The sequence below is a fragment of the Dermacoccus sp. GAS27A genome, assembly GCF_044909235.1.
In the GTDB taxonomy this organism is placed as follows: Bacteria; Actinomycetota; Actinomycetes; order Actinomycetales; family Dermatophilaceae; genus Dermacoccus; species Dermacoccus nishinomiyaensis.
Genome location: NZ_JBIYDW010000005.1, coordinates 125,649 through 148,956, shown reverse-complemented (window position 1 = coordinate 148,956; position 23,308 = coordinate 125,649). Strand labels below are relative to the sequence as shown.

Annotated in this window: 21 protein-coding genes and 4 tRNA genes; 7 read left to right on the top strand and 18 right to left on the bottom strand. The window is 68.2% G+C overall.

Features of this window, described 5'->3' with window-relative positions:
• Positions 1-167: 167 nt before the first annotated feature.
• Positions 168-2,570 carry a lamin tail domain-containing protein gene (locus tag ABH936_RS07075; RefSeq protein WP_074045780.1) on the top strand — a complete coding sequence of 801 codons (2,403 nt, stop codon included), beginning with the start codon at positions 168-170 and terminating at the stop codon, positions 2,568-2,570.
• Between the two features lie 130 nt (positions 2,571-2,700).
• On the opposite strand, the gene rplA is transcribed toward ABH936_RS07075, so the two are convergent.
• From rplA to ABH936_RS07050, 5 genes are all read right to left on the bottom strand, one after another.
• Entirely contained in the window at positions 2,701-3,420 is a 720-nt protein-coding gene (gene rplA / locus ABH936_RS07070) for a 50S ribosomal protein L1 (protein ID WP_006946194.1), read from the bottom strand.
• A 474-nt stretch (positions 3,421-3,894) separates the two neighbouring features.
• Entirely contained in the window at positions 3,895-4,323 is a 429-nt protein-coding gene (rplK, locus tag ABH936_RS07065; protein WP_006946271.1) for a 50S ribosomal protein L11, read from the bottom strand.
• 126 nt (positions 4,324-4,449) lie between these two features.
• Positions 4,450-5,283, bottom strand: coding sequence for a transcription termination/antitermination protein NusG (nusG, locus tag ABH936_RS07060; RefSeq protein ID WP_006946230.1), 834 nt, complete (start codon positions 5,281-5,283; stop codon positions 4,450-4,452).
• A 112-nt stretch (positions 5,284-5,395) separates the two neighbouring features.
• Positions 5,396-5,647 (bottom strand): preprotein translocase subunit SecE, encoded by a 252-nt coding sequence (gene secE / locus ABH936_RS07055; RefSeq protein WP_006946054.1) that lies wholly within the window; start codon positions 5,645-5,647, stop codon positions 5,396-5,398.
• Positions 5,648-5,677: 30 nt separating this feature from the next.
• Positions 5,678-5,750, bottom strand: a tRNA-Trp gene (locus ABH936_RS07050).
• 145 nt (positions 5,751-5,895) lie between these two features.
• Here ABH936_RS07050 and ABH936_RS07045 point away from each other — a divergent pair.
• On the top strand, positions 5,896-6,948 hold the full coding sequence (locus ABH936_RS07045) for an adenosine deaminase (RefSeq protein ID WP_006946103.1): 1,053 nt from the start codon (positions 5,896-5,898) through the stop codon (positions 6,946-6,948).
• 77 nt (positions 6,949-7,025) lie between these two features.
• Here the strand turns inward: ABH936_RS07045 and ABH936_RS07040 are convergent, their stop codons facing one another.
• From ABH936_RS07040 to ABH936_RS07000, 9 genes are all read right to left on the bottom strand, one after another.
• Entirely contained in the window at positions 7,026-8,138 is a 1,113-nt protein-coding gene (locus ABH936_RS07040) for a UDP-N-acetylmuramate dehydrogenase (protein ID WP_006946263.1), read from the bottom strand.
• A gap of 11 nt (positions 8,139-8,149) precedes the next feature.
• Positions 8,150-8,584, bottom strand: coding sequence for a MaoC/PaaZ C-terminal domain-containing protein (locus ABH936_RS07035; RefSeq protein WP_006946241.1), 435 nt, complete (start codon positions 8,582-8,584; stop codon positions 8,150-8,152).
• Positions 8,581-9,036, bottom strand: coding sequence for a MaoC family dehydratase N-terminal domain-containing protein (locus tag ABH936_RS07030; RefSeq protein WP_074040615.1), 456 nt, complete (start codon positions 9,034-9,036; stop codon positions 8,581-8,583). The genes ABH936_RS07035 and ABH936_RS07030 overlap by 4 nt, the downstream gene beginning before the upstream one ends.
• 246 nt (positions 9,037-9,282) lie before the next feature.
• Positions 9,283-9,453: a 50S ribosomal protein L33 gene (gene rpmG / locus ABH936_RS07025; RefSeq protein ID WP_006946127.1), complete on the bottom strand. Its 171-nt coding sequence runs from the start codon at positions 9,451-9,453 to the stop codon at positions 9,283-9,285.
• 61 nt (positions 9,454-9,514) lie between these two features.
• A tRNA-Met gene (locus ABH936_RS07020) sits at positions 9,515-9,591 on the bottom strand.
• Between the two features lie 32 nt (positions 9,592-9,623).
• Positions 9,624-9,696, bottom strand: a tRNA-Thr gene (locus tag ABH936_RS07015).
• 262 nt (positions 9,697-9,958) lie between these two features.
• On the bottom strand, positions 9,959-10,819 hold the full coding sequence (locus ABH936_RS07010) for a MaoC/PaaZ C-terminal domain-containing protein (protein WP_404602926.1): 861 nt from the start codon (positions 10,817-10,819) through the stop codon (positions 9,959-9,961).
• Between the two features lies 1 nt (position 10,820).
• Entirely contained in the window at positions 10,821-12,185 is a 1,365-nt protein-coding gene (locus ABH936_RS07005; RefSeq protein WP_186316779.1) for a 3-oxoacyl-ACP reductase, read from the bottom strand.
• Positions 12,185-13,465 carry an acetyl-CoA C-acetyltransferase gene (locus tag ABH936_RS07000; RefSeq protein WP_062258594.1) on the bottom strand — a complete coding sequence of 427 codons (1,281 nt, stop codon included), beginning with the start codon at positions 13,463-13,465 and terminating at the stop codon, positions 12,185-12,187. The genes ABH936_RS07005 and ABH936_RS07000 overlap by 1 nt, the downstream gene beginning before the upstream one ends.
• A 130-nt stretch (positions 13,466-13,595) precedes the next feature.
• On the opposite strand from ABH936_RS07000, the gene ABH936_RS06995 reads away from it, so the two are divergent.
• A complete protein-coding gene (locus ABH936_RS06995) occupies positions 13,596-14,444 on the top strand; it encodes a TetR/AcrR family transcriptional regulator (protein WP_144707939.1) in 849 nt (282 codons plus the stop codon).
• A gap of 71 nt (positions 14,445-14,515) precedes the next feature.
• Positions 14,516-16,552 (top strand): acyl-CoA dehydrogenase, encoded by a 2,037-nt coding sequence (locus ABH936_RS06990; RefSeq protein WP_062258663.1) that lies wholly within the window; start codon positions 14,516-14,518, stop codon positions 16,550-16,552.
• A 160-nt stretch (positions 16,553-16,712) separates the two neighbouring features.
• On the opposite strand, the gene ABH936_RS06985 is transcribed toward ABH936_RS06990, so the two are convergent.
• Positions 16,713-17,597: an SDR family oxidoreductase gene (locus ABH936_RS06985; RefSeq protein ID WP_404602925.1), complete on the bottom strand. Its 885-nt coding sequence runs from the start codon at positions 17,595-17,597 to the stop codon at positions 16,713-16,715.
• 31 nt (positions 17,598-17,628) lie between these two features.
• On the opposite strand from ABH936_RS06985, the gene ABH936_RS06980 reads away from it, so the two are divergent.
• Positions 17,629-17,982: a DUF952 domain-containing protein gene (locus ABH936_RS06980; RefSeq protein ID WP_131940612.1), complete on the top strand. Its 354-nt coding sequence runs from the start codon at positions 17,629-17,631 to the stop codon at positions 17,980-17,982.
• A 78-nt stretch (positions 17,983-18,060) separates the two neighbouring features.
• Here ABH936_RS06980 and ABH936_RS06975 read toward each other — a convergent pair.
• Positions 18,061-18,144 (bottom strand) — tRNA-Tyr (locus tag ABH936_RS06975).
• Between the two features lie 222 nt (positions 18,145-18,366).
• On the opposite strand from ABH936_RS06975, the gene ABH936_RS06970 reads away from it, so the two are divergent.
• Positions 18,367-18,867, top strand: coding sequence for a YajQ family cyclic di-GMP-binding protein (locus ABH936_RS06970; protein ID WP_062258586.1), 501 nt, complete (start codon positions 18,367-18,369; stop codon positions 18,865-18,867).
• A gap of 81 nt (positions 18,868-18,948) precedes the next feature.
• Here the strand turns inward: ABH936_RS06970 and ABH936_RS06965 are convergent, their stop codons facing one another.
• Together ABH936_RS06965 and ABH936_RS06960 are read right to left on the bottom strand one after the other, a co-directional pair.
• Positions 18,949-20,637, bottom strand: a complete 1,689-nt coding sequence (locus tag ABH936_RS06965; protein WP_144707936.1) for a TIGR03767 family metallophosphoesterase — start codon at positions 20,635-20,637, stop codon at positions 18,949-18,951.
• Between the two features lie 99 nt (positions 20,638-20,736).
• Positions 20,737-21,786 (bottom strand): hypothetical protein, encoded by a 1,050-nt coding sequence (locus ABH936_RS06960; protein ID WP_062258582.1) that lies wholly within the window; start codon positions 21,784-21,786, stop codon positions 20,737-20,739.
• 239 nt (positions 21,787-22,025) lie between these two features.
• Between ABH936_RS06960 and ABH936_RS06955 the strand changes: the two genes are divergently transcribed.
• On the top strand, positions 22,026-23,180 hold the full coding sequence (locus tag ABH936_RS06955) for an acyl-CoA dehydrogenase family protein (protein ID WP_144707935.1): 1,155 nt from the start codon (positions 22,026-22,028) through the stop codon (positions 23,178-23,180).
• Positions 23,181-23,308 lie beyond the last annotated feature (128 nt).

The window sequence follows — 23,308 nt, the reverse complement described above, 5'->3', positions numbered from 1 at the left end:
GCACCACGAATGCGCGACTGCGCGCACGTTCCCCGTGTGGGTGCACAAGTCCCCAGCAGAGTCGCTGCACCAACTGTTCACCCACTGGCCACGATGACGCACCCTGCGCGCCGCGGCCCGCCGCCTACTGTCAGCTCGTCCTGTTGCTGAACTAACGAAAGCCCCTCATGCCACTGCTTCCCCAGCGCCCCACCGCCATCGTCACCGTCGCCGCAGCCGTCGCGGGGCTGACGTCGTTCTCGCTGTCCACCGCAGGTTCGGCGCAGGCTGCGTCGACCACCGTCACGATCAGCGAGGTGTTCGGCGGAGGCGGCAACAGCGGCGCACCGCTGCGCAGCGACTTCGTCGAGCTCTACAACACCTCGAGCGCGCCCGTCGACCTCACCGGCTGGAGCGTCCAGTACTGGTCCGCGTCGGGCACGAGCGCCCAGAAGACTCCGCTCAGCGGCCAGGTCGCACCGGGACACCACTTCCTCGTCAAGGAAGCCGACGGCGCGAACGCGTCCGCGCCCGCCCTGGAGAATCCTGACGTGACGGGCACGATCGCGATGTCGGGCACCGCGGGCCGCGTCGCCATCGTCGACCCGAACGGCGCCACCGTCGACCTCGTCGGCTGGGGCGGGGCGAGCGTCGCGGAGGGTTCCCCTGCCCCCGCGACGACGAACTCGACATCCGTCTTCCGCAAGAGCGAGTGCACCGACACCGACGACAACGCTGTCGACTTCACCGTCGGCACCCCGACGCCGACGTCGTCGGCGGCCGGCGCGACGGCCTGCACCCCGCAGGCGCCGCACGAGCCGTCGACGGTGACGATCCAGCAGATCCAGGGTTCCTCGCACCTCTCGCCGCTCAGGGACGAGCGCGTCAGCAAGGTCAGCGGTGTCGTCACCGCCATCAATGCCACCGGGTTCTGGATGCAGGCCCCGAGCGACGACGACGACGCGACGAGCGACGCCGTCTTCGTCTACACCAAGACCGCGCCCACCGCCGTCGTCGGTGACGCCGTCAGCGTCGACGCCACCGTCTCCGAATTCCGACCGGGCGGCGCCTCGGGCAACGACAACCTGACGACGACGCAGCTGACGAGCCCCGTCGTCACCGTCACCGCGTCCGGGCAAGCGCTGCCGGCGCCTGCCGTCCTCGGCAAGGACCGCATCGCCCCACAGCAGAACGTCGAGTCGGGCGACCCGAAGAACGTCGAATCGGCAGCGGCCACCTTCGACCCGACGAAGAACGCGATCGACTTCGACGAGTCGCTCGAAGGCATGCGCGTCGCCCTCGACGATGCGCGCGCCGTCGGCCCGACCAACCCCAAGTACCGCGAGACCCCGGTCGTGCCCGGCCAGAACGTCGACGCGCTGACCACGCCGCGCGGTGGCGTGCTCTACTCCGGCTACGACCACCCGAACGCGATGCGCGTCATCCTCGACGACCAGGCCAAGCCCGCCAACCCGCTGCCCGTCAGCACCGTAGGTGACGTCTACACCGGCCGCACCACCGGCATCATGGACTACTCCTTCGCCATGCCGCACGTGCACGTCACCGACGTCGCGGGGCACCGCAGCGCCGGCCTGAAGCGCGAGACGACGAAGGCCCAGGGCCTGTTCGAGATGGCCGTCGCGACATTCAACGTCGAGAACCTCGCACCCAGCGACCCCCAGACGAAGTACGACCGCCTCGCCGGCCAGATCACGGGCAACCTGCACTCCCCCGATGTCCTCGCGCTCGAAGAGATCCAGGACAACAACGGCGCCCAGAACGACGGCACCGTCGACTCGTCCACGACCGTCAAGAAGCTCGTCGACACCATCAAGGCCGCCGGCGGCCCGACGTACCAGGCGCGCTGGGTCGACCCCGAGAACGGCAAGGACGGAGGCCAGCCCGGAGGCAACATCCGCCAGGTGTTCCTCTACCGCACCGACCGCGGCACGTCGTTCGTCGACAAGGGAACCCCCGGCGCGACGACGGCCACCGGCGTCACCGGGCGTGGCCTGTTCACCGACCTCACCGTCTCGCCCGGCCGCATCGACCCGACGAACACCGCCTTCACCGACTCGCGCAAGCCGCTCGTCGGCGAGTTCAAGTTCCGCGGGACGAAGGTGTACGTCATCGCCAACCACTTCAACAGCAAGGGCGGCGACGACCCGCTCTTCGGCCGCTGGCAGCAGCCCGTGCGCTCGTCCGAGACGCAGCGCCACGCGCAGGCCACCGTCGTGCGCGGATTCATCGACAAGCTGCTCGCCGCCGACCCCAACGCTCGCATCGTGACGCTCGGTGACCTCAACGACTTCGAGTTCAGCCGGACCACCGACATCCTCGCCGGAAACGGCAAGACAGCGATGACGGACCTGCCGCGCACCCTGCCCGCCAACGAGCGGTACTCGTACGTGTACGAGGGCAACAGCCAGATCCTCGACCACATCCTGCTCAGCCCCAAGCTCGCCCAGCCCTGGCTCGGCCTCGGGAAGCCGCCGTTCAACTACGACATCGTCCACACCAACAGCGAGTTCCCCGACCAGGACTCCGACCACGACCCGCAGATCGTCCGCATGACCGTCACCCCGTTCTGACGTCATGCGGCCGGCCACGTGATCTGGACGGCACAACAGGCGAGGCCCGCACCCCGAACGAATCGGGATGCGGGCCTCCCCCGTCGAGAAGCGTCGACCGCTCACGTAGAGCGATCGAGCGAGAAGCCGATCAGGCCTGCTCGGCGCCGTCCTCCATGAGGTTGCGCGTGCGCGACTGGTCGATCAGGATGCCAGGGCCCATCGTCGTGGCCATCGTGGCCTTCGTGATGTAACGACCCTTCGACGCCGACGGCTTCAGCCGCAGGATCTCATCGAGCGCAGCCGCATAGTTCTCGACGAGAGCCTTCTCGTCGAACGAGGACTTGCCGATGATGAAGTGGAGGTTCGCGTGCTTGTCGACCCGGAACTCGATCTTTCCGCCCTTGATGTCTCCGACGGCCTTCGCGACGTCCATCGTCACCGTTCCCGTCTTCGGGTTCGGCATGAGACCACGCGGACCGAGCACCTTACCCAGGCGACCGACCTTGCCCATGAGGTCGGGCGTCGCGACGACGGCGTCGAAGTCCGTCCAGCCACCCTGAACCTTGGCGATCAGGTCATCCGAACCAACGAAGTCGGCGCCGGCAGCCTCGGCCGCCGCAGCCTTGTCACCGTTGGCGAACACGAGGACGCGAGCCGTCTTACCCGTGCCGTTCGGCAGGTTCACCGTGCCACGAACCATCTGGTCCGCCTTGCGCGGGTCGACACCGAGGCGCATCGCAACCTCGACCGTCGAATCGAACTTCGTGCCGGCCGTCTCCTTCGCGAGGCGAACAGCCTCGAGCGGCGAGTACAGCTTGCCTTCTTCGATCTTCTCTTCCGCCGCGCGGTACGTCTTGCTGCGCTTCATCTCAAACTCCTTCAACAGGGAGATCGTGGTTCTACGAGCCAGCGCCGGCCCAACCACTTTCGGGCTCCGCGCCCCCGACACCAGGTCGATCCTGACGCCGCGATGCCACACGGGCAACCGGATGATTGTACGTGACGTGCGGGGGTGGGGTGAAATCGGCGACGGACGCACGAAGCCCCTGACCCAGGTGAGGGCCAGGGGCTTGCGTCGAACCGGCAGAACCGTCAGACAATTTCTTCTCGACTGATCGACCCCGCCGAAACGTCACGGCGGCATGAACATCACCGACCGTACCGAAGGTGCACTCTCAGACACTTCTTCTCGACTGAACGCACCCCGGCCGGAACGTCACGGCAGTACGAACATCACTGCCCGTACCGAGGATGCACTCTCAGACACTTTTCCTCGACTGAACGCACCCCGCCGGAACGTCACGGCAGTACGAACATCACTGCCCGTACCGGCGGTGCACTTTCAGTCGGTGGTAATCCCCATCGAACGCGCCGTACCCGCAATGATCCGCGACGCCATGTCGAGATCGTTCGCGTTGAGGTCCTGCATCTTCTGCTGCGCGATCTCACGAACCTGATCCGCCGACAGGTGCGCGACCTTCGTCTTGTGCGGCTCGCCGGAACCCTTCTGGACGCCCGCAGCCTTCTTGATGAGCTCAGCAGCCGGCGGCGTCTTCGTGATGAACGTGAACGAACGGTCCTCGTAGACCGTGATCTCGACCGGGATGACGTTGCCGCGCTGGGACTCCGTCGCAGCGTTGTACGCCTTGACGAACTCCATGATGTTCACACCGTGCTGACCCAGCGCCGGACCGACCGGCGGAGCCGGCGTCGCCGCACCGGCCTGGATCTGCAGCTTGATGAAACCGGAAACCTTCTTCTTCGGAGGCATGAAGCCACCTCTTTCCTGTCATGGGCCGACGCCGTGGGCGATGACCCGGTTGCATCCTCACCACCCGGACAGGCGATGAGAGGTTGATGACGACCGCCGCGACGAAACGCGCGGCAGGTCGAAGGATCAGATCTTCGCGACCTGGTTGAAGCCCAGTTCGACCGGCGTCTCGCGACCGAAGATCGACACGAGCACCTTGATCTTCTGCGTGTCCGCGTTGATCTCGGAGATCGTCGCGGGCAACGTCTCGAACGGGCCTTCCATGACGGTGACGGACTCGCCGACGGTGAAGTCGACATCCGCGGACGCCGACGACGCGGAGCCACTCGACGCGGCCGCACCCTCAGCCGAAGCCTCCGGCTCCTCGAACGTCGGGTTCAGCATCGTGACGACCTCGTCGATCGACAACGGGTACGGCTGGTGCGCGTTGCCGACGAAGCCCGTGACACCCGGGGTGTGACGCACTGCGCCCCACGACTCGTCCGTCAGATCCATGCGCACGAGCACGTAACCCGGGATGCGCACGCGCGTACCCGACTTCTTCTGCCCGTTCTTGATCTCGGTGTAGTCCTCCATCGGAACCTCGATCTGGAAGATGTAATCCTCCATGTTGAGGCTCGTGATGCGCTGCTCAAGGTTCGTCTTCACACGCTTCTCGTAGCCCGCGTAGGAGTGGATGACGTACCAGTCACCGAACTGCGACTTGAGCTCCGCGATGAACGCCTCGCGAGGGTCGACCGCGTCAGCCTGCTCGGCCGGGGCGACCTCGGCGTCGACGACGGCCTCCTGCTCCACCTCGCGCTCGGCGTCGTCGGCGTGGGCCTCGGCGGCGCTCGGCAGTTCGCCGACCTCGCCCTGCTCGGGCGCCAGGTCAGCGTCAGGCGTGCGCACAGCGCCCGCCGCGAATTCGGCCTCTTCCGCCGCAGCCGGCGAAAGCTGCTCGGGGTTCTGCTCGGTCATCGACCTGCTTCCTTCACATGTGGGGAGTACGTCGCGTGCTCTCACACGAACGCCGCCCGCGCGGCCCCCGCGGGGGCGCTCAGGCGGCGAATCTTCGAGATGGGCCCGGGACTCAGTTCGAACCGAAGACCCAGGAGACCGCACGCGTGAACAGCCAGTCTAGACCGTTGACGTACGCCATGATGACGGCGAGGAAGACCAGGACCGCGATCGTGTACGTCGTCAACTCGTCACGCGTCGGATAGACGACCTTGCGCATCTCGCCGATGACCTGCCGGATGAACAACAGGATGCGGCCGAAGAAACCGCGGCGCTCAGATTCACCCGCGACGGAAGCCCCCGTCACGACATCGGAATCTGCCACGGCCCCGCCCTCTCGGATCAATACGCTGTGCAGGGCACGAGGGACTTGAACCCCCAACCCCCGGTTTTGGAGACCGGTGCTCTGCCAATTGAGCTAGTGCCCTTCGCGAGCGAACCCGCGCGACGCGGCGGTTGAGTGCCGTGTCGACCCCCAACTGTACGGGACGACGACGCTCGAACGGAAATCTGACCCTCCCCCGTGCGTGATGCGCGGCAGCCGTCGCGCGAGGGCGGTGACAGGATGAGCGGGTGACGAGTCGCGACACCTCCCCCAGCCGCTCCCGGCGAGACCTCGACGCCCTGCCGAAGGCGCACCTGCACCTGCACTTCACCGGCTCGATGGCGTTCGACACCCTGCTCGACATGAGCGTGACGCACGGCGTCCGGCTGCCGGACAGCCTGAGGCGCAGCTGGCCTCCTCAGCTCGCATCGGCCCGCGACGAGCGGGGTTGGTTCCGCTTCCAACGCCTCTACGACGCCGCCCGCGCCTGCGTGCGTAGCGAGGATGACATGCGCCGCATCGTCGACGAGGCCGCCGCGAGCGATGCGCGTGAGGGCTCACGATGGTTGGAGATCCAGGTCGACCCCACGTCCTACGCACCGTTCGTCGGCGGCATCACACCCGCCTTGGAGATCGTGCTCGACGAAGCTGCGCGGGCCGGTGAGCGTCACGGCATCGGGGTGGGCGTCGTAGTCGCGGCGTCACGGCTACGGCATCCCCTCGACGCGCGGACGTTGGCCCGGCTCGCGGCGAAGAACGCCGGCGGTGTCGTCGGCTTCGGATTGAGCAACGACGAACGCCGCGGCGACACCTCCGCGTTCGCGCCGGCGTTCCGCATCGCGCGCAACGCGGGCCTCGCCTCACTGCCCCACGGGGGCGAACTGCTCGGCGCCGACGCCGTGAGCGAGACGCTCGACGCGCTGCACCCCACGCGGCTCGGGCACGGGGTGCGTTCCGCGGAATCGCCTGAGGTGTTGGCGCGCGTCGTCGATGCCGGCGTCGGGCTCGAGGTGTGCCCCGGCAGCAATGTGGCACTCGGCGTGTACGAGAGCGCCCCGGAGGTGCCCCTGCGTCCCTTGTTCGACGCAGGCGCGCGGATGGCGCTCGGCGCCGACGACCCGCTGCTGTTCGGCTCACGCCTCACGGATCAGTACCGCACCGCGCGCGACGTCCACGGATTCAGCGACGCCGAACTCGCCCAGCTCGCGCGCGACAGTTTCACGATCTCGAACGCGCCGGCGGACGTCGTCGCGGCCGCGGACGCCGACATCGACGCCTGGCTCGCCGCACCGCCTGCTTGAGCGCTCAGCCGGCCTCCCAGATTGCTGCGTCGCGCTCGAGCATCGAGTGCGCGGACGCCGGAGGTGGGCGGAGCGGGTCAGGCGATCGGTTCGAGCCCGACCCACACGGGCTCGGGCACGAGACGCACGCCGAACGCGGCCTCGACGCCGTCGACGATCTCGGTGGCGAGGGCCACGACGTCCGATGCGCTGGCATCGCCACGGTTCGTCAGAGCGAGCGTGTGCTTGGTCGACAACGCCGCCGGGCCGGGCATGTTGTACCCCTTGCCGAAGCCGGCCTTGTCGATGAGCCAGGCCGCCGACGTCTTGAGCAACCCCGGGTGCGCCGCGCCGGCGGGGAACTCGGGCGGTGTGGGTCCGTCGGCGCCGAGGCGCTCGGCCGCTCGCTCGCGGATGCGCGCCATGACGCGTTCGGAGACGATCGGGTTGGTGAAGAACGAACCGCACGACCAGGTGTCATGATCGGCCTCGACGACGACCATCCCGCGCTTGGAACGCTGGGCGAGGACGGCCTCGCGGGCGTCGGCGAGCGGAACGCGATCGCCCTGCTCGACGCCGAGCCCCGCGGCGAGATCCGCGTACGCGATGGGCTGGCTGCGATCGGCCTTGCGCAGCTGGAACGACACGTCGAGCACGACGTAGCGACCGCTCGCGTCGCCGTCACGGAAGGGGGTGTTCTTGAAGATGCTGTGACGGTAGGTGAAGTCGCAGTCGGCGTTGGCGAACGTCTTGATCTGCTGGGTGACGCGGTCGTACGTCCGTACGCTCGCGACGGTCTGCGCGACCTCCTGGCCGTACGCGCCGACGTTCTGCACGGGCGTCGCGCCGACGAGCCCCGGGATACCCGACAACGCCTCGATGCCGGACCAGTCGTGGCTGCACGCGTACGCGACGAACTCGTCCCACACCATGCCGGCACTGACACGAACCGTCACGCCCCCGCAGTCGGAGTCGTGCTCGACCTCGAGGGTGTCGTTCGCGATCTTGACGACCGTGCCGGGAAAACCCTCGTCCGCGATGAGCAGGTTCGAACCGCCCGAGAGCACGAGCAGCGGCTCCTCGGCGTCATCGACCTCGCGCACGACGTCGACGATCTCGTCGATCGTCTCCGCGACCACGAGACGTCGAGCAGGGCCACCGACATGCATCGTCGTCAGGCTCGCGAGCGGGACGTCGAACTGCTCCTGCATGAAGACCTCGATCAGAGTTGGATGACTGCTCTCGTTCGACTCAAGACCTTAGTGCCTGCCACCGACACCGCCGCGTCCAGCGTCACCCTGCCCGCGTCGTCGTCGCGCGAGAACAGCGAGACGACGATGTCGACGCGTGCATCGCCGCCGGCAGGCACGACGACGGGCGCGGCGAAGCGGGTGCCGAAGGAGACGATCAAGTGCCCCTGCGCCAGCTCCTCGATGCGTGAGGCGACCAGCCCCATCGTCAGCATGCCGTGGGCGATGACGTCGGGCAGGCCGACGCTCTTGGCGAACGCCTCGTCCTGGTGGATCGGGTTCTGATCGCCGCTGGCGTCGGCGTAGGCGACGAGATCGGCGCGTCGAAGCGTTTCGCTCGTCTCGAGCAACGTGTCGCCCGCGCTCGCGGACGTGAGGTCGACGCTGCGGTGTTCGTGCTCGCTCATGCGTGTGCCTCCTCTGCCCTGATGACGACGACGCTCGTCGTGTCAGCTCGATGCGACCCATCAGCGGTCGTGACGGCGGTGGCGAGCGTGACCATGTCGTGTCCGCCGGCCGAGCGAACGCGCGCGACGGTCGTCTCGGCGATGAGCGCCTCTCCCGCGACGATCGGCGCGTGATGCGTGAACGTCTCCTCACCATGGACGAGGCGCGAGAAGTCGACGCCAGCCTCCTCATCGCGCATGAAGAGCGCCTCCGCCTGCTGGGCGAGCGTGACGGCGAACGTCGTCGGCGCGACGATGTCCGTGTGGCCCGCGGCGCGGGCGGCGTCGACGTCGAGGCAACGGTCGTCGCTCGTGCGGACGGCGCGGGCGAACGTCACGATCTCATCGCGCGTGACGACGTGCGCCTGCGGCATGCGGTAGGTGCGGCCCTCGACCGCCGGGTTCACTGGCATGTCTCGACGCTAGAGGTGCCTCGGCGTTACTCGGAAGTCGGAGAGGCGCGAGGTCGAGGCGCGCATAGGTTCGAAGACGGCAGCACGACGGACGTCAGACGCATGTGACCGAAAATCGCAGATGGGGACGAAAATCGCGAAGGTGGACAGGATTCGCCGATGGGGCGGGAATCGCAGATGGGGCGGGGTTGCGAAACGGCCGTCACCCTCGAGGGGTGACGGCCGTGACGTGTGGTTCAGACGAGATCAGCGGGTCTCGCGGTGAGCCGTGTGCTTCGTGCAGCGCTTGCAGTACTTCGCCAGCTCGAGACGGTCGGGGTTGTTCCGACGGTTCTTCTTGGTGACGTAGTTGCGCTCCTTGCACTCGGTGCAAGCCATCGTGATCTTCGGGCGAACGTCAGCGCTCTTCGAGGCCATGTCCTACACCTACTCTCAAAAAAGTCGAAAACTGTCGCGAGACAGACTGTCCGGAAAAACTTGGTAGCGGGAGCGGGACTCGATCCCGCGACCTCACGATTATGAGTCGTGCGCTCTAACCAGCTGAGCTACCCCGCCATGCCATGATCGCCGTCTCCGGCGCTCACGCGAGCCCCCAAACGGAATCGAACCGTTGACCTTCTCCTTACCATGGAGACGCTCTGCCGACTGAGCTATAGGGGCCTCACGCCACTGCCGCCGAGGCTGTTTCAGCTGCTCAGCGCGTTTCAGGCGCGAGGAACACCTTACACGGCGCCCGAACGAACACGAAATCGACGAGACCACGGCGCCGGACGCGGTGCCGCCGCGGTGCCGCCGCGGATCGCCCCACGAAGTCGGGGTCGGATCGTCGCCACCGTCCCGGCGCCGAGACGTGCCACGCACGAGACGCGGGATCCCGACGGCACGTCATACCGTCGGGATCCCGCGTCTCAGGGGGTGTGCCTCACAGCGGACGGATCGTGCCCCGAGCGTGCTCCGTGCCCTTCTTGGCGTTGCGCAGCGCGAGGTCGAACGACCCCGGCCTGCCCGCGGACTGCGCGATGAAACGCGCCGTCGACGGGAGGAGCACCGGCTTCTTGAACGCAACGTTCACCTCGTAGGCGTCGGGCAACCGGTTCTCGAGCGCGCCGAGCATGCGGGCCTTGCTCCACATGCCGTGCACGATCGTCGTCGGGAAGCCGAGCGCCTTCGCGGCGAGCGGGTTCATGTGGATCGGGTTGACGTCGCCCGACACCTTCGCGTATCGGCGTCCGAGGTCGCCGGCGAGGCGCCACGTTGCACCGAAACCGTCGATGGCGTCCGGCTCGTCGACCTTCGGCGGCACCTCTCCGTCGACCTTCGCGCCGCGAAAGAGGTACGACGAGCGGTCCTCCCACACGAGTTCGCCGTCGACGTACGCCTCACCGACGAGGTCGGCCTGCGCACCACGGAAGTGCGGGCGTAGGTTCTCGACCCGCGCGCGCAGCTCCAGCGTCTCGCCCAACAGCACCGGACGGTGCTGACGGATCGTGTTCTCGAGGTGCACCGAACCCATGAGGGCGAACGGGAAGCCCGGATCCGACATGAGCGCGACCTGCAGCGGGAAGACGAGCACGTGCAGGTACGTGCTCGGCACCCGGTTGCTCAGCGCGAACCCGCAGACCGCGTCGTAGTCGGCGACGTCCGCGACGCTCGGCGTCACGTCGCGTCGCACGACCTCGAGGTCGGGCAGCGTCCGCCCCTTGCGCTTCGACCCGGTGACGACGGCTTTCGCGAACATGGGGCCGAGCTTCGGCTCGCCCTTCAGCTCGATCGTGCGCGTCACGTCAGGCTCCGATCTGGCTCTGCCCGCACACGCGCAGCACCTGGCCGGTGACGCCCGCCGAGCCCGGCTCGGCGAAGAACGCGATGGCCTCGCCGACGTCGATCGGGTTGCCGCCCTGCATCATCGAGTTGAGGCGGCGGCCCACCTCGCGCGTCGCCATCGGAATCTTGGACGTCATGTCGGTCTCGATGAAGCCGGGCGCGACGGCGTTGACGGTGATGTCGCGCTTGGCCAGCTTCTCCGAGAGCTCACGCACCATGCCGATGACGCCGGCCTTCGACGCCGCGTAGTTCGCCTGACCGCGGTTGCCGCCGATACCGGAGGTCGAGGCGACCGACACGATGCGTCCGCCGTCCTTGAGACCACCCTTCGTCGCCGGGTCGAGCAGCACCTCGTTGATGCGGAACTGCGCGCCGAGGTTGACGTCGACGACCGAGTTCCAGCGCGCCTCGTCGGTGTTGACGAACAGCTTGTCGCGCGTGATGCCCGCGTTGTGGACGATGACGTCGAGCTTGTCGGCGTGACGGGCGACGGCTTCGGCGATCTTCGCGCCCGCGTCGGGTGAGGTGATGTCGAGCCCGAGCGAGGTGCCGCCGATCTCGTTGGCGACCTTGCTCAGCGCGTCCCCGGCGGCCGGGATGTCGACGGCGATGACGTGCGCACCGGCGCGGGCGAACACGCGCGCGATCTGCGCGCCGATGCCGCGCGCCGCACCCGTGATGACGGCGACCTGGCCTGCGAACGGCTGGTGCCAGTCGGCGACCTCGGTGACGGCGTGCTTGCGGATGCGGATCGGCTGACCCGACACATACGCCGAGCGGCTCGAGCCGAAGAAGCGCAGCGGCGCCTCGAGCACGGCCGCGTCGCCCTGGGCGTCGGGGTCGATCCAGAACAGGTTCGCCGAGCCGCCGGCGCGCAGTTCCTTGCCGATCGAGCGCGTGATGCCCTCGAACGCCTGCGCCGTCGCGGCGGCTTCGACGTCGTCGAGCGCGGACGGCGTCGTCGCCATGACGATGACGCGCGCCGACCTGCCGAGCGCCTTGACCGCCGGGATGGCGATCTCGCGGAACGTCTCGAGGTCGGTCAGCTTCGTCGCCGCGGTGACGTCGATGACGAACGCGCCGAGCTTGTCGGAGTACGTCGCCTCTGCGGTGGCGTCGACCACGTCGGCGCCGGAGCCGCGCAGGATCGCCGCGGCCGTCGAACCGACGACGCCGGAACCGACCGTGCCGACGGCGGCGGGGCCGTCGAGCAGGTCCTGACCGACCTCGTAACGGCGCAGGACGGGCGGCTGCGGCAGCCCGATCTGCTTGGCGAGCTTCTTGCCGAAACCGTTGTTGACGAAGTTCGAGTAACCGTCAGCCATCACACTGCCTCCAGAATCGCGACGACGCCCTGGCCACCAGCGGCGCACACGGAGATGAGGCCGCGGCCGGAGCCCTTCTCGTGCAGCTGCTTGGCGAGCTGCGCGATGATGCGGCCACCGGTGGCCGCGAACGGGTGGCCCGCGGCGAGCGAGCTTCCGTTGACGTTGAGCTTGCTGCGGTCGATCGAGCCGAGCGGCGCGTCGAGACCGAGCTTGTCCTTGCAGAACTCGGGGCTCTCCCAGGCCTTGAGCGTGGCGAGCACCGTCGAGGCGAACGCCTCGTGGATCTCGTAGAAGTCGAAGTCCTGCAGGCTCAGACCGTTGCGCGCGAGCAGGCGCGGCACCGCGTACGCGGGGGCCATGAGCAGGCCCTCCTTGCCGTCGACGTAGTCGACCGCGGCGGCCTCGCCGTCGACGAAACGGGCGAGCAGCGGCAGATTGCGCTCCTTCGCCCACGCCTCGCTGCCGAACAGCACGGCCGAGGCGCCATCCGTCAGCGGCGTCGAGTTGCCGGCGGTCATCGTCAGGCCCTCGCCCTTGCCGAAGACCGGCTTGAGCTTCGCGAGCTTCTCGGCCGTGCTGTCGGGACGCAGGTTGTTGTCCTTGGCGAGGCCGAGGAACGGCGTGATGAGGTCGTCGAAGAAGCCACGTTCGTAGGCGGCGGCCATCTTCTGGTGCGACGCCGCGGCGAGCTCGTCCTGGGCCTCACGCGTGATGCCCCACTCCTTGGCCGTGATGGCCATGTGGTCGCCCATCGCGAGGCCGGTGCGCGGCTCCGAGTTGCGGGGCTGCTCGGGCGCGAGCTGGTTCGGACGGATCGAGGCGAACGCCTTGAGGCGATCCGGCGTCGTCTTCGCGTAGTTCGCCTTCATGAGCGTCTTGCGCAGACCCTCGTTCAGTGCGAGCGGCGCGTCGGACGTCGTGTCCGTGCCACCGGCGATCGCCGAGTCGATCTGGCCGAGCTTGATCTTGTTCGTCACGAGGATCGCAGCCTCGAGACCCGTCGCGCAGGCCTGCTGGATGTCGTAGGCCGGCGTCGTCGGCGCGAGGTGGCTGCCGAGGACGGATTCGCGCGTGAGGTTGAAGTCGCGCGAGTGCTTGATGACGGCACCGGCGACGACCTCACCGAGGCGCTCACCCGAGAGGGAGAAGCGCGAGACGAGGCCGTCGAGGGCCGCCGTCAGCATGTCCTGGTTGGAGGCCTTGAGGTAGGCGCCGCCCGAGCGGGCGAACGGGATGCGGTTGCCGCCGATGACGTAGGCGTCACGGATCGTGGTCATGAATCGCTCCGGTTGAGTCGTGGTGGGTCGTGCGCGAGTCGATGACGAGGCCGCGCGGACGTGAGCACTCGTCAAAACTTACCGATACGGACAGTAGCAGGTACGGCGCGTACGCGATACCGTGTCAGGCATGTCCACCACCACCCGAGCATCGAGCGCCCAACCCGACGGACGCGACGCGCGCTGGGCCGCCCATCGCGTCGCCCGCCGTCGCGAGCTCGTCGACGCCGCCCTGCGCGCCATCCGCCGTCACGGCGCCGGGGTGGGGATGGACGAGATCGCGGCCGAGGCCGGCACGAGCAAGACCGTCATCTACCGTCACCTCGGCGACCGGCTGGGGCTCTACCTCGCCGTGTGCGAATCGGTCGACGCGCTCATCCTCGCCGAGATCGACGTGGCCGCGAGCGCCACGTCGGATGGTGACGGCGACGCCCGCGCCACCGGTTCGTCCGCGCGACGCACGCCCGGGCCCGCGATGCTCGGCGCCGTCATCGACTCCTACCTGCGCCTCGTCGAACGCGATCCCGAGGTGTACCGGTTCGTCGTGAGGCGCCCGGACGTGACGCTGCCGGAGGGTCCTGGCGATCCCGTCACCGGCCTTTCGGGACGGATCGCCGACAACCTCTTCGACCTCCTGCTGGCCTTCGGCCCCGACACCGAGGAAGCTCGCGGGAGAGCGCGAGCGTTCGCGTGGGGCGTCGTCGGCCTCGTCAAGGAATCGGCCGACCGGTGGCTGGAGAGCCCCGGCGGATTGAGTCGCGCGCAACTCGCCGCCCACCTCGCCGCGCTCGCCCACGGCGGCCTCGCCGGGGCGCTGGCGCGAGACGCGCCAGGGCCGGCCGATGCGCACATCGCTACTGCTGGCCCCGGCGGCGTCGACCAACCCGACCGCCCCGCCGACACCGGACGCGACGAGCGAAGCATCCACGACGACACTGCCCGATCCGACGAAACACCGACGTTCGACCCGGCCGGATGACACGATCCGTTCCGAGGCAGCTCTCACCCGCAGGCCGCACCGCGGCGCCCGCGGCCGACAAGGAGGACGACATGAGCACGACTCCCGAGACCACGACCGAGAACACTTCGCCCGCGCCCGCGACGAACGACGTCGTCGAGCAGATGCGCATCGCGCTCGACGGGCCGTGGCGCGACCTGCGCGAGCGGATCCGCGGCGAGCTGCCGTGGGAGGCCATCAGTGGCACGCCCGGCGAGTCGATCGAGGCTCAGCGCGAGCGAGTGACGCGTCAGGTGCTCGCGCTCGCCGACAAGGGGTACGGCTCGATCGGTTTCCCGACGCAGTACGGCGGCACGCTCGACTACGGCGCGTCCTGCGTCGCGTTCGAGATGGAGGCCTACGGCGACCTGTCGCTGCTCATCAAGAACGGCGTCCAGTTCGGTCTGTTCGGCGGCGCCGTCTCGCGCCTCGGCACCGACAAGCACCTCGCCGCGTACGTGCCCGACATCATGAGCGGCAAGCTCATGGGCTGCTTCGCGATGACGGAGGTCGGCCACGGCTCGAACGTCGCCGCCGTCGAGACGACCGCGACGTACGACGTGGAGACCGACGAGATCGTCGTGCACTCCCCCACTGTCTCCGCGACGAAGACGTACATCGGGAACGCCGCCAAGGACGGACGCGCGGCCGCCGTGTTCGCGCAGCTCGTCGTCCCGAGCGTCGGTGACGTCGCCGACGGCGAGGAGGAGACCCCGAGCAAGGGCGTCCACGTCGTCGTCGTGCCGATCCGCGACGAGGACGGCAACCCGATGCCGGGCGTCACGATCGGCGACAACGGCGTCAAGGGCGGGCTGCCCGGCGTCGACAACGGCACGATCGCGTTCGACCACGTCCGTGTGCCCCGCGAGAACCTGCTCGACAAGTTCGGTGGCATCGACGAGACCGGCACCTACGTCTCGGAGATCGACAACATCAACCGGCGCTTCTTCACGATGCTCGGCACGCTCGTGCGCGGCCGCGTGTGCGTCGGCGGCGGCGCGGGTGCGGCGGCGCAGAAGGCGCTCGCCATCGCCGTCCGCTACGGCGACCAGCGGCGTCAGTTCTCCGCTCCCGGCTCGCCCGACGAACTCGTCGTCCTCGACTACCTCGCGCATCAGCGCAAGCTACTGCCGCGCCTCGCGAAGTCGTTCGCGCTGCGCTTCACGCAGAATGCCATGACGGCGCGCCTGCAGGAACTGGAGGACGCAGCGACGTCGTCGGAGAAGGAGACGCCCGGCGCCGACCACGAGGACGCTCAGCGGGAACTCGAGGCGTGGGTCGCCGGCATGAAGGCGCAGACGACATGGCATGCGCTCGACACGATCCAGGCGTGCCGCGAGGCGTGCGGCGGCGCCGGGTACATGGCGGCCAACGGGCTGACGCAGATGCGCGCCGACGTCGACGTGTTCGCGACGTTCGAGGGCGACAACACCGTCCTCATGCAGCTTGTCGCGAAGGGGCTGCTGACGGAGTACAAGGACCAGTGGGGCGATCTCGACATCGCGGGAACGATCGCGAAGGTCACCGCGCAGACCGTCGAGGGACTCGTCGAGAACACGCTGAAGCGTGCCGGCCTGCAGCGCCTCATCGACGGCGCGACGCCGCGCAACGACGAGACGGCGCTCGACTCACGCGGCTGGCAGGAGTCGATGTTCTCCGAGCGCGCGTCGCACCTGCTCGAGACGGCCGCGATGCGGCTGCGCAAGGCGGGCAAGAGCGACGGGTTCGCCGTGTTCAACGCGGCCCAGGATCACATCCTCGCCGCGGCGAAGGCCGACATCGACCTGCGGATCTTCGAAGCGTTCAAGGAAGGCCTCGAGGCCATGCCCGAGGGCGAGGCGCGCGAGCTCATGGCGAAGGTGTTCGACCTCTACGCACTGGCGTCGATAGAGGAGGACAAGGGCTGGTTCATCGAGCACGGCCGCATCACGGCGTCACGTTCGAAGGCCGTCACGACGCGCATCAACGAACTGTGCGCCGAGCTGCGTCCCCACGCCGTCGACCTGACGAAGGCGTTCGGCATCCCCGAGTCGTGGCTCGAGAACGACCTCATCGACCTCGGTCAGGACCGCGCGGGTGTGACGGCCTGACGACGGGTTCGACGCCTCGCGGGTTACAGGGCGCTTCGGCGGCCGACGCATCGCGGCGCGAATGCTGACGGGCGCCTCACCTGGCTGGTGAGGCGCCCGTCAGGCGTTCTGTCCGCGCGTCTGGTGATGTGCCTGGCCGCACGCGGGGGCGTCCCGGGGCTCAGCGCACCGGTTCGCTGGAGGCGACGAGCTGTTCGAACGTCATCGCCTTCTGCCCGGTGAGCAGTCGCACGTCGTTGCTGACGACGTCGAGCTCCCCCGCGGCGATCGCCGTGTAGGTGCTCACCCATGCGTCCATCTCGAACGGCTGCGGGTCGTACTTCTGCCGTGACGCGCGCGCCTGCTCGATCGTCTCGGGTTCGTAGCGGAAGTCGCAGTCGCGACCCGCGCTGAGGATGGCGGCGATCTCGTCCAGCGTCAGGGCCTGCGGGCCGGTGAGATCGTACGTGCGGCCCGAGTGCTCGCCCGGTGCGAGGAGCACCGCGTGCGCGGCACGGGCGACGTCCGCTCGGGCGACGGGCGCGACGCGTCCGTCACCCGCCGGGCCGCGGAGGACGCCGTCCTCGTCGGCGAAGTGCTCGAAGACGTCGGCGTAGAAGCTGTCGCGCAGGAACGTCCACGCCATGCCGGAGGCCTTGATGTGCTCCTCCGTCGCGAAGTGGTCGCGCCCGAGCGTGAACGTCGAATCGGGCGCCGCGTTGAGGAACGAGGTGTAGACGATGTGCTGCACGCCCGCCTTCGCGGCCTGGTCGACGAAGTTGCGGTGCTCCTCGACGCGCGTCGGGCTCTCGGCCGCCGACACCATGAACAGGGTGCCGACGCCCTCGAGCGCGGCGGCGGCGTCGGGGGCTCCGTACTCGGCGACGGCGACCTCGCTCTCACCGTCGACGTCACCGAGATGTGGCACGCGCGAGACGTCGCGCAGGAAAAAGCGAACCGGGCGTCCCGGTGCCGAGACGAGGCGCGCGACGGCGCCGCCGACGGCACCCGTCACACCGGTGACACCGATGCGGGGAAGAGTGGTGGAATCTGCGCGAAAGGCCATGTGCCCATCATGCCCGTCTATCGTGTCGCGCATGAGAACGATTCAGCACATCGCGGTGGCGGAGGAGTGGCGGGACGCGCTCGAGAGCGGCGAGTACGTGTGGTCGACGATCGGCATGACGATCGAGCAGGTCGGCTACCTGCACGCGAGTTTCCCCGAGCAGGTGCGGCCGACGCTCGAGCGGTTCTACTCGGACATCGACGTGCTGCTGGTGCTGCTGACGTTGGACGCGGACGCCATCGTCGCGGCGGGGCTCGAGGTTCGCGTCGAACCCGCGCTCCCCGGCGCGGTGGGCAGCGAGAAGTTTCCGCATGTCTACGGTGGCCCTCTGCCGACGTCATGCGTGAGCAACGTCGAGGCGATCGGACAGCCGCCGGCTGCGTGAGCATGGCGCCCACTCGGCAGACGGGCCTGGCAAGACGAGAGCCCCGCAGACGAATCTGCAGGGCTCTCGGTGCACCTGTGGTGCCAGGTGAAGGATTCGAACCTTCGTAGCTTTCGCGACGGATTTACAGTCCGCTCCCATTGGCCGCTCGGGCAACCTGGCGCGCGTGCTCGGAAACCATAGCAAGAGCGCGCGCGGTTGAGCGAATCGGCGGGGCACGCGCGGGTGCGCGAGGTGACGGCGGCGTGGCGGCATCGCCGTCAAGGCATGACGCTGGCTGGGACGTCGGCTCGACCGCGGGCGGGACGGTGGCGCGACGGCACGGGATCGGCGTCACGGCATAATGAGGCGCAGGCAGCGCCCGCGTTCAACGAAGGAGAAACCGTGGCAGACAGCTCGTTCGACATCGTCAGCAAGATCGACAAGCAGGAGGTCGCCAACGCGGTCAACCAGGCCGCGAAGGAGATCAGTTCTCGCTATGACTTCAAGAACGTCGGCGCGTCGGTCGAACTCTCCGGGGAATCGATCGTCATGAAGGCCAACTCCGAGGAGCGCACGCTCGCCGTCCTCGACGTGCTGCAGACGAAGCTCGTCAAGCGTGGTGTGTCGCTCAAGACGCTCGACTACGGCGACGACGAACCGACGCCGAAACTCTCCGGCAAGGAATACCGCCTCGAGGCGAAACTCAAGGAGGGCATCTCGAGCGAGAACGCGAAGAAGATCAGCAAGATCATCCGCGACGAGGGCCCCAAGAGCGTCAAGGCCCGCATCGAGGGTGACGAACTGCGCGTCACGAGCAAGAGCCGCGACGACCTGCAGGAGGTGCAGGCCCTGCTCAAGGGTTCCGACCTCGACGTCGCACTGCAGTTCACGAACTACCGCTGACCGGCGTACTTCACCACCCGATGGACGAGGGCCCCGCACCGACTCGCTCGGCGCGGGGCCTCGTCGTCGGCATCCTCGACGTCAGCGCCAGGGGTGGCGCAGGATCAGTTCGGTGTTGCGGTCGGCGTCGGCGCCCATGAGGGCGGCGGAGCGGTTCGGATCGTTGTAGGACAGCTCGCGGTACAGCGACGCCAGATCCGCCTGGTCCTGCCCTGTCGTCGACGCTGCGTACGGCGCGGCCGACTCGACCAGCGTCGTGTACAGGCTGAGCGTGCCGTCGGCGTTGTCACAGAGCTCGATGATGCGCGCGTGCTGCGGGAAGTCGACGTGGCTCGCCGTGTTGATCTCCCAGAACGACCGTCGCGGATCGGCGTGACGATGCGCGGTGATGCGGTTCTCGTGCGTGTGCCCGTTGACCCACGCCACGACGTTGCGGAAGCGCATGAGCGTGTCGCGCACCTCGCGCCCGGCGTGCCGCAGTTCGGGCGTGGCCGGGTCGAGCAGCACGTTCGTCATCGTCGTGCTCGTGTGATGGCTGAAGATGACGAACATCTCGTCGGCGACGGCATGGCGTTGTGTGCGACCCCAGAAGTCGACGTACGTGCTGCTGCCCGCGGTGAGGACACGCTGCAACCACAGGAACTGCTCGTGCCCGAGGCTGCCCTCGGTGAATCCGGCGCGGTTCGTCGAATCGAGCGAGATGCCCGTGACACCGTCGGCGATGCGGAACGTGTAGTAGCCGCGCCCGGTCGCCACGTTCTCGTCCGTGAAGCCATGGCCGCCGCTCGGCAGGTGCGCGCGCATGTACTCCGTCGGGGTGAACGGCCTGCGGCGCTCATCGGGTGTGACGTGCCAGGTGTTCTTGGTGCTGCTGCTGACGCCCTTGATCGCCGTGCTGCCGGTCGCGAAGGTGCGTCGCAGTGCCGCATCGGACGTGCCCGAGGTGAAGCCGGTGAACTTCACGTCGCCGGTGTACATCGCGGCCAGTGCACCCCAGTCGGACGGCAGGACGCCGCTGACGGAGTCGTCGTGGTTGCCGAAGACCGAGAACCATCGCACGTTCAGCCCCGGGCTGCGGTGCGCTGCCGTGGCGCGGCGGAAGAAGCCGTCGAGAATCGGGAAGCCTGCGCTGACGTACCGGTCGCGGACGGAGGCATTCTCGACGTTGTAGTACTGCGGGTTGCCGCTCGTCTGCGCGCCCTCCCACCGGTCGCTCGCGCCCGTGTTCGGGGTGATGACGCCGCCGTTCATGACTGCGAGGTACCACTCGAGCTCGACGTGCTCGTGGTTGTCCGTGTTGTCACCCGTCGAGACGACGCAGTCGAACCGGCGCCCGGTGAACGGGCCCTTGGCGAGGTAGTTGACCCGCTCGACCAGCTGCGCCGCCCCCTGGGTGCCGAGAGCCTCCTGCGGGCGGCACGCGCTCGAGTTGACGGTGTTGAGGAACTCGAAGCGCACCGGGCTCTGCGCGTCGACGACGTGCAGGTCGGTGAACTGGACGATGCTCGCGAGGCCGGTGCGGGTGTCGTCGCGAGAAGGACGCGACTCGGCGAGGTCGGCCCGCACGACGAGGGGGTAGCCCGGCCCGGCCGTCAGACGCGTGTAGCCGCTCGTCGCGAGCGGGGCCGCAGCCTGCTCGAGCGTCGTGCCGCGGGTGTAGACCGAACGATCCGCGGCCTGCGCGAGTTGGGCGTTCGTCGCGGCGAGCACTGCGGTGACGAGGGAGCCTGAGGCGCCCTTGAGGAACGCGCGACGTGTGGGGCGAGGCATGACGACAACTCTCCGTCGGGGGTGGGGAGCTGCCAGGGTGCCCACGGCCAGCGGCGCGCACGTGACGGGCGCCTGAATGGGGCGTGAACTCGTAGCTCCTCAACCGACCTGATTCTCGGGCCCGACAACGAGGCATTCGAGGCGCGGATCATCGAGGAACCGCTGGGCCAACGACGCCTCGGCGGCGAGGTAGGTGCTCACGAGATCGGTGTCGTTCGCCAGGCACCACGCGCCGGATTCGGGGTAGACGATCGAGACCGTGTGCCAGTCGTCGACGAGGACGATCTCGTCGAAAGCGCCGGTGAACGGCACGATCTCTCGCTCCGGTTGGTCGATGCGACATTGTGTGGCGCCCTCGACGTCCAACCCGCCGATGCCGGCCCAGATCCCCTGGACGATGCGGGACGCATCGGCACGCCGCCTGAGATCGTCGCGCAACAGCTGATGGATGACACGGCGCTCGGGCTCCGGAATGACCCCCTCGACGAGCTCGACGCCGCGTTCGCTCTCGAAGTCGAGGTCGATCAAACCATCAGGACGACGATCGGGGCGCCAGCCCGGCTCGTCGAGTCGGGCGTCGGGCAGGGCACTCCATCGCAGGCGCGTGATGTCGTCGTCGCGCTTCTCGATCGGGTGCAGGATGCGGACATACGCGTCGAATCCGCGCCCGACGAGCCCGTCGACCGTCGAGAACCCGCCGAAGGACGGTTGCCAGGCCAGCACATCGACGGGGTGAAGGGCGAACCCGTCGCTCCAGTGATCCGCGCGAACTCGGACGCCTCGCTCTGCGACGAGGCACTGCGCCGGCGTGAGATCGGCGTCGGGATCGACGGAGAAACCGACGCTCACCGCGCCGGCACGCTGCCCAGCCGGGGCCAGTTCCATCGGCAGGGTTCCGGGCATCTCGTCGAGAAGGGCCTCGAGCTCTGCCTCGTCGACGTCGTCCTCCGTGACATCCGGCGTGGGCGGGAAGAGCGCGAACCGGGTCTTGACGGCGAGCGCCGTCACGAAGAGAAGTGGGAAGCGGGCCCGCTCGCCGCGCGGCCACCATCGCGGGGCTGACAGTTCGTACCACCCGAACTGCTTCGGGCCGCGCCACGATCGCCAGTCGATGAGGTAGTCAGCGCTTCGCATCTCGTCCCGGGTCATGGCATTGACGCTATGGGGCGCCTGCTCACCCCGTCCACACTTTTTCTGGTGCCCCCGCCTGACGGCCAGCTCCTACGGTGTTCCTCGAACCGTGGATGAGGTGCGCATCGCGACGGCGCCGAGACCATCGCAGCGGTTACGTAAAGGTAAGGATCGCAGCCCGGCGACAAGTACCTGTGACGGGGCGTACCATGCAAAGAGCGATCAAGCTACCCATGAGTTAAGAAAGGCGGCGTCCCATGCCCCGCAACCTCTACGACGAAGACCACGAGGCGTTCCGCGCTTCCGCCCGCGAGTTCGTCGAGCGCACCCTCGCCCCGCGTGCCGAGGAGATGATCCGCGATCACGTCATCGCGCGTGACATCTGGCTCGAGGCCGGCAAGCAGGGCTTCTTCGGCCTGTGCATCCCGGAGGAGTACGGCGGCGCCGGCATCGACGACTACCGCTTCAACGCGATCTTCGCCGAAGAGATCAGCAAGTTCACCGCCGCCGTCGCGTCGTGCTTCGGCATCCACTCGGATGTCACCGCGCCGTACATCGTCAGCCTCGGCACCGAGGAGCAGAAGCAGAAGTACCTGCCGCGCGTCGCGACGGGTGAGCTGATCCTGTCGATCGGCATGACGGAGCCGTCGGGCGGTTCGGACCTCGCCAACCTCAAGTCGACGGCCGTCAAGGCTGACGACGGTTCGGGCGACTGGATCCTCAACGGCTCGAAGACGTTCATCACGAACGGCCACCAGTGCGACGTCGCCGTCGTCGCGGCACGCACGGACCCGAGCAAGGGCGCCAAGGGCATCTCGCTGTTCCTCGTCGAGGCCGGCACGGAGGGCTTCACGAAGGGCAACAAGCTCGACAAGGTCGGCCAGGTCGAGTCCGACACCTCCGAGCTGTTCTTCGACAACGTGCGCCTGCCCGCCGACGCGCTGCTCGGCCCGCAGGACCTCGGCTTCATCGCGATGATGAAGCACTTGCCGCAGGAGCGCATCGGCAACGCCATCGCGAACATCGCGAACGCGAAGCAGATCCTCGCCGAGACGATCCAGTACTGCAAGGACCGCAAGGCGTTCGGTCAGCCGATCGGCTCGTTCCAGCACAACACGTTCAAGATCGCCGAGATGGTGACGAAGATCGAGGTCTCCGAGGCGTACATCGACGACTGTGTCGCCGCGCACGCCGAGGGCAAGCTGACGGCCGTCGACGCCGCGAAGGCGAAGTGGTGGGCCGCCCAGGTGCAGTGCGACGTGCTCGACGAGTGCGTGCAGTTGCACGGTGGCTACGGCTACATGAACGAGTACCGCGTGGCACGTGCGTGGCGTGACGCTCGCGTGCACAAGATCTGGGCCGGTTCGAACGAGATCATGAAGATGATCATCGGGCGTGACCTGGGTTTGTGACGAGCGAATACCGAAGGTTGAGGGCCATGGCGATCGCGCGCAGCGCGATCGCCATGGCCCTCGGCCGTAGGTGAGCGTCCGGCGAAGGGTTGTGGAGGTTCGTGCTACCCAGAGCACGAACCTCTACA

Excerpts from the sequence above, each read along its gene's own strand:
- ABH936_RS07075 (WP_074045780.1), top strand. The coding sequence starts at position 168 with ATGCCACTGCTTCCCCAGCGCCCCACCGCCATCGTCACCGTCGCCGCA.
- rplA (WP_006946194.1), bottom strand. The coding sequence starts at position 3,420 with ATGAAGCGCAGCAAGACGTACCGCGCGGCGGAAGAGAAGATCGAAGAA.
- rplK (WP_006946271.1), bottom strand. The coding sequence starts at position 4,323 with ATGCCTCCGAAGAAGAAGGTTTCCGGTTTCATCAAGCTGCAGATCCAG.
- nusG (WP_006946230.1), bottom strand. The coding sequence starts at position 5,283 with ATGACCGAGCAGAACCCCGAGCAGCTTTCGCCGGCTGCGGCGGAAGAG.
- ABH936_RS07040 (WP_006946263.1), bottom strand. The coding sequence starts at position 8,138 with ATGCAGGAGCAGTTCGACGTCCCGCTCGCGAGCCTGACGACGATGCAT.
- ABH936_RS07035 (WP_006946241.1), bottom strand. The coding sequence starts at position 8,584 with ATGAGCGAGCACGAACACCGCAGCGTCGACCTCACGTCCGCGAGCGCG.
- ABH936_RS07030 (WP_074040615.1), bottom strand. The coding sequence starts at position 9,036 with ATGCCAGTGAACCCGGCGGTCGAGGGCCGCACCTACCGCATGCCGCAG.
- rpmG (WP_006946127.1), bottom strand. The coding sequence starts at position 9,453 with ATGGCCTCGAAGAGCGCTGACGTTCGCCCGAAGATCACGATGGCTTGC.
- ABH936_RS07005 (WP_186316779.1), bottom strand. The coding sequence starts at position 12,185 with ATGGCTGACGGTTACTCGAACTTCGTCAACAACGGTTTCGGCAAGAAG.
- ABH936_RS07000 (WP_062258594.1), bottom strand. The coding sequence starts at position 13,465 with ATGACCACGATCCGTGACGCCTACGTCATCGGCGGCAACCGCATCCCG.
- ABH936_RS06995 (WP_144707939.1), top strand. The coding sequence starts at position 13,596 with ATGTCCACCACCACCCGAGCATCGAGCGCCCAACCCGACGGACGCGAC.
- ABH936_RS06990 (WP_062258663.1), top strand. The coding sequence starts at position 14,516 with ATGAGCACGACTCCCGAGACCACGACCGAGAACACTTCGCCCGCGCCC.
- ABH936_RS06985 (WP_404602925.1), bottom strand. The coding sequence starts at position 17,597 with ATGGCCTTTCGCGCAGATTCCACCACTCTTCCCCGCATCGGTGTCACC.
- ABH936_RS06980 (WP_131940612.1), top strand. The coding sequence starts at position 17,629 with ATGAGAACGATTCAGCACATCGCGGTGGCGGAGGAGTGGCGGGACGCG.
- ABH936_RS06965 (WP_144707936.1), bottom strand. The coding sequence starts at position 20,637 with ATGCCTCGCCCCACACGTCGCGCGTTCCTCAAGGGCGCCTCAGGCTCC.
- ABH936_RS06960 (WP_062258582.1), bottom strand. The coding sequence starts at position 21,786 with ATGACCCGGGACGAGATGCGAAGCGCTGACTACCTCATCGACTGGCGA.
- ABH936_RS06955 (WP_144707935.1), top strand. The coding sequence starts at position 22,026 with ATGCCCCGCAACCTCTACGACGAAGACCACGAGGCGTTCCGCGCTTCC.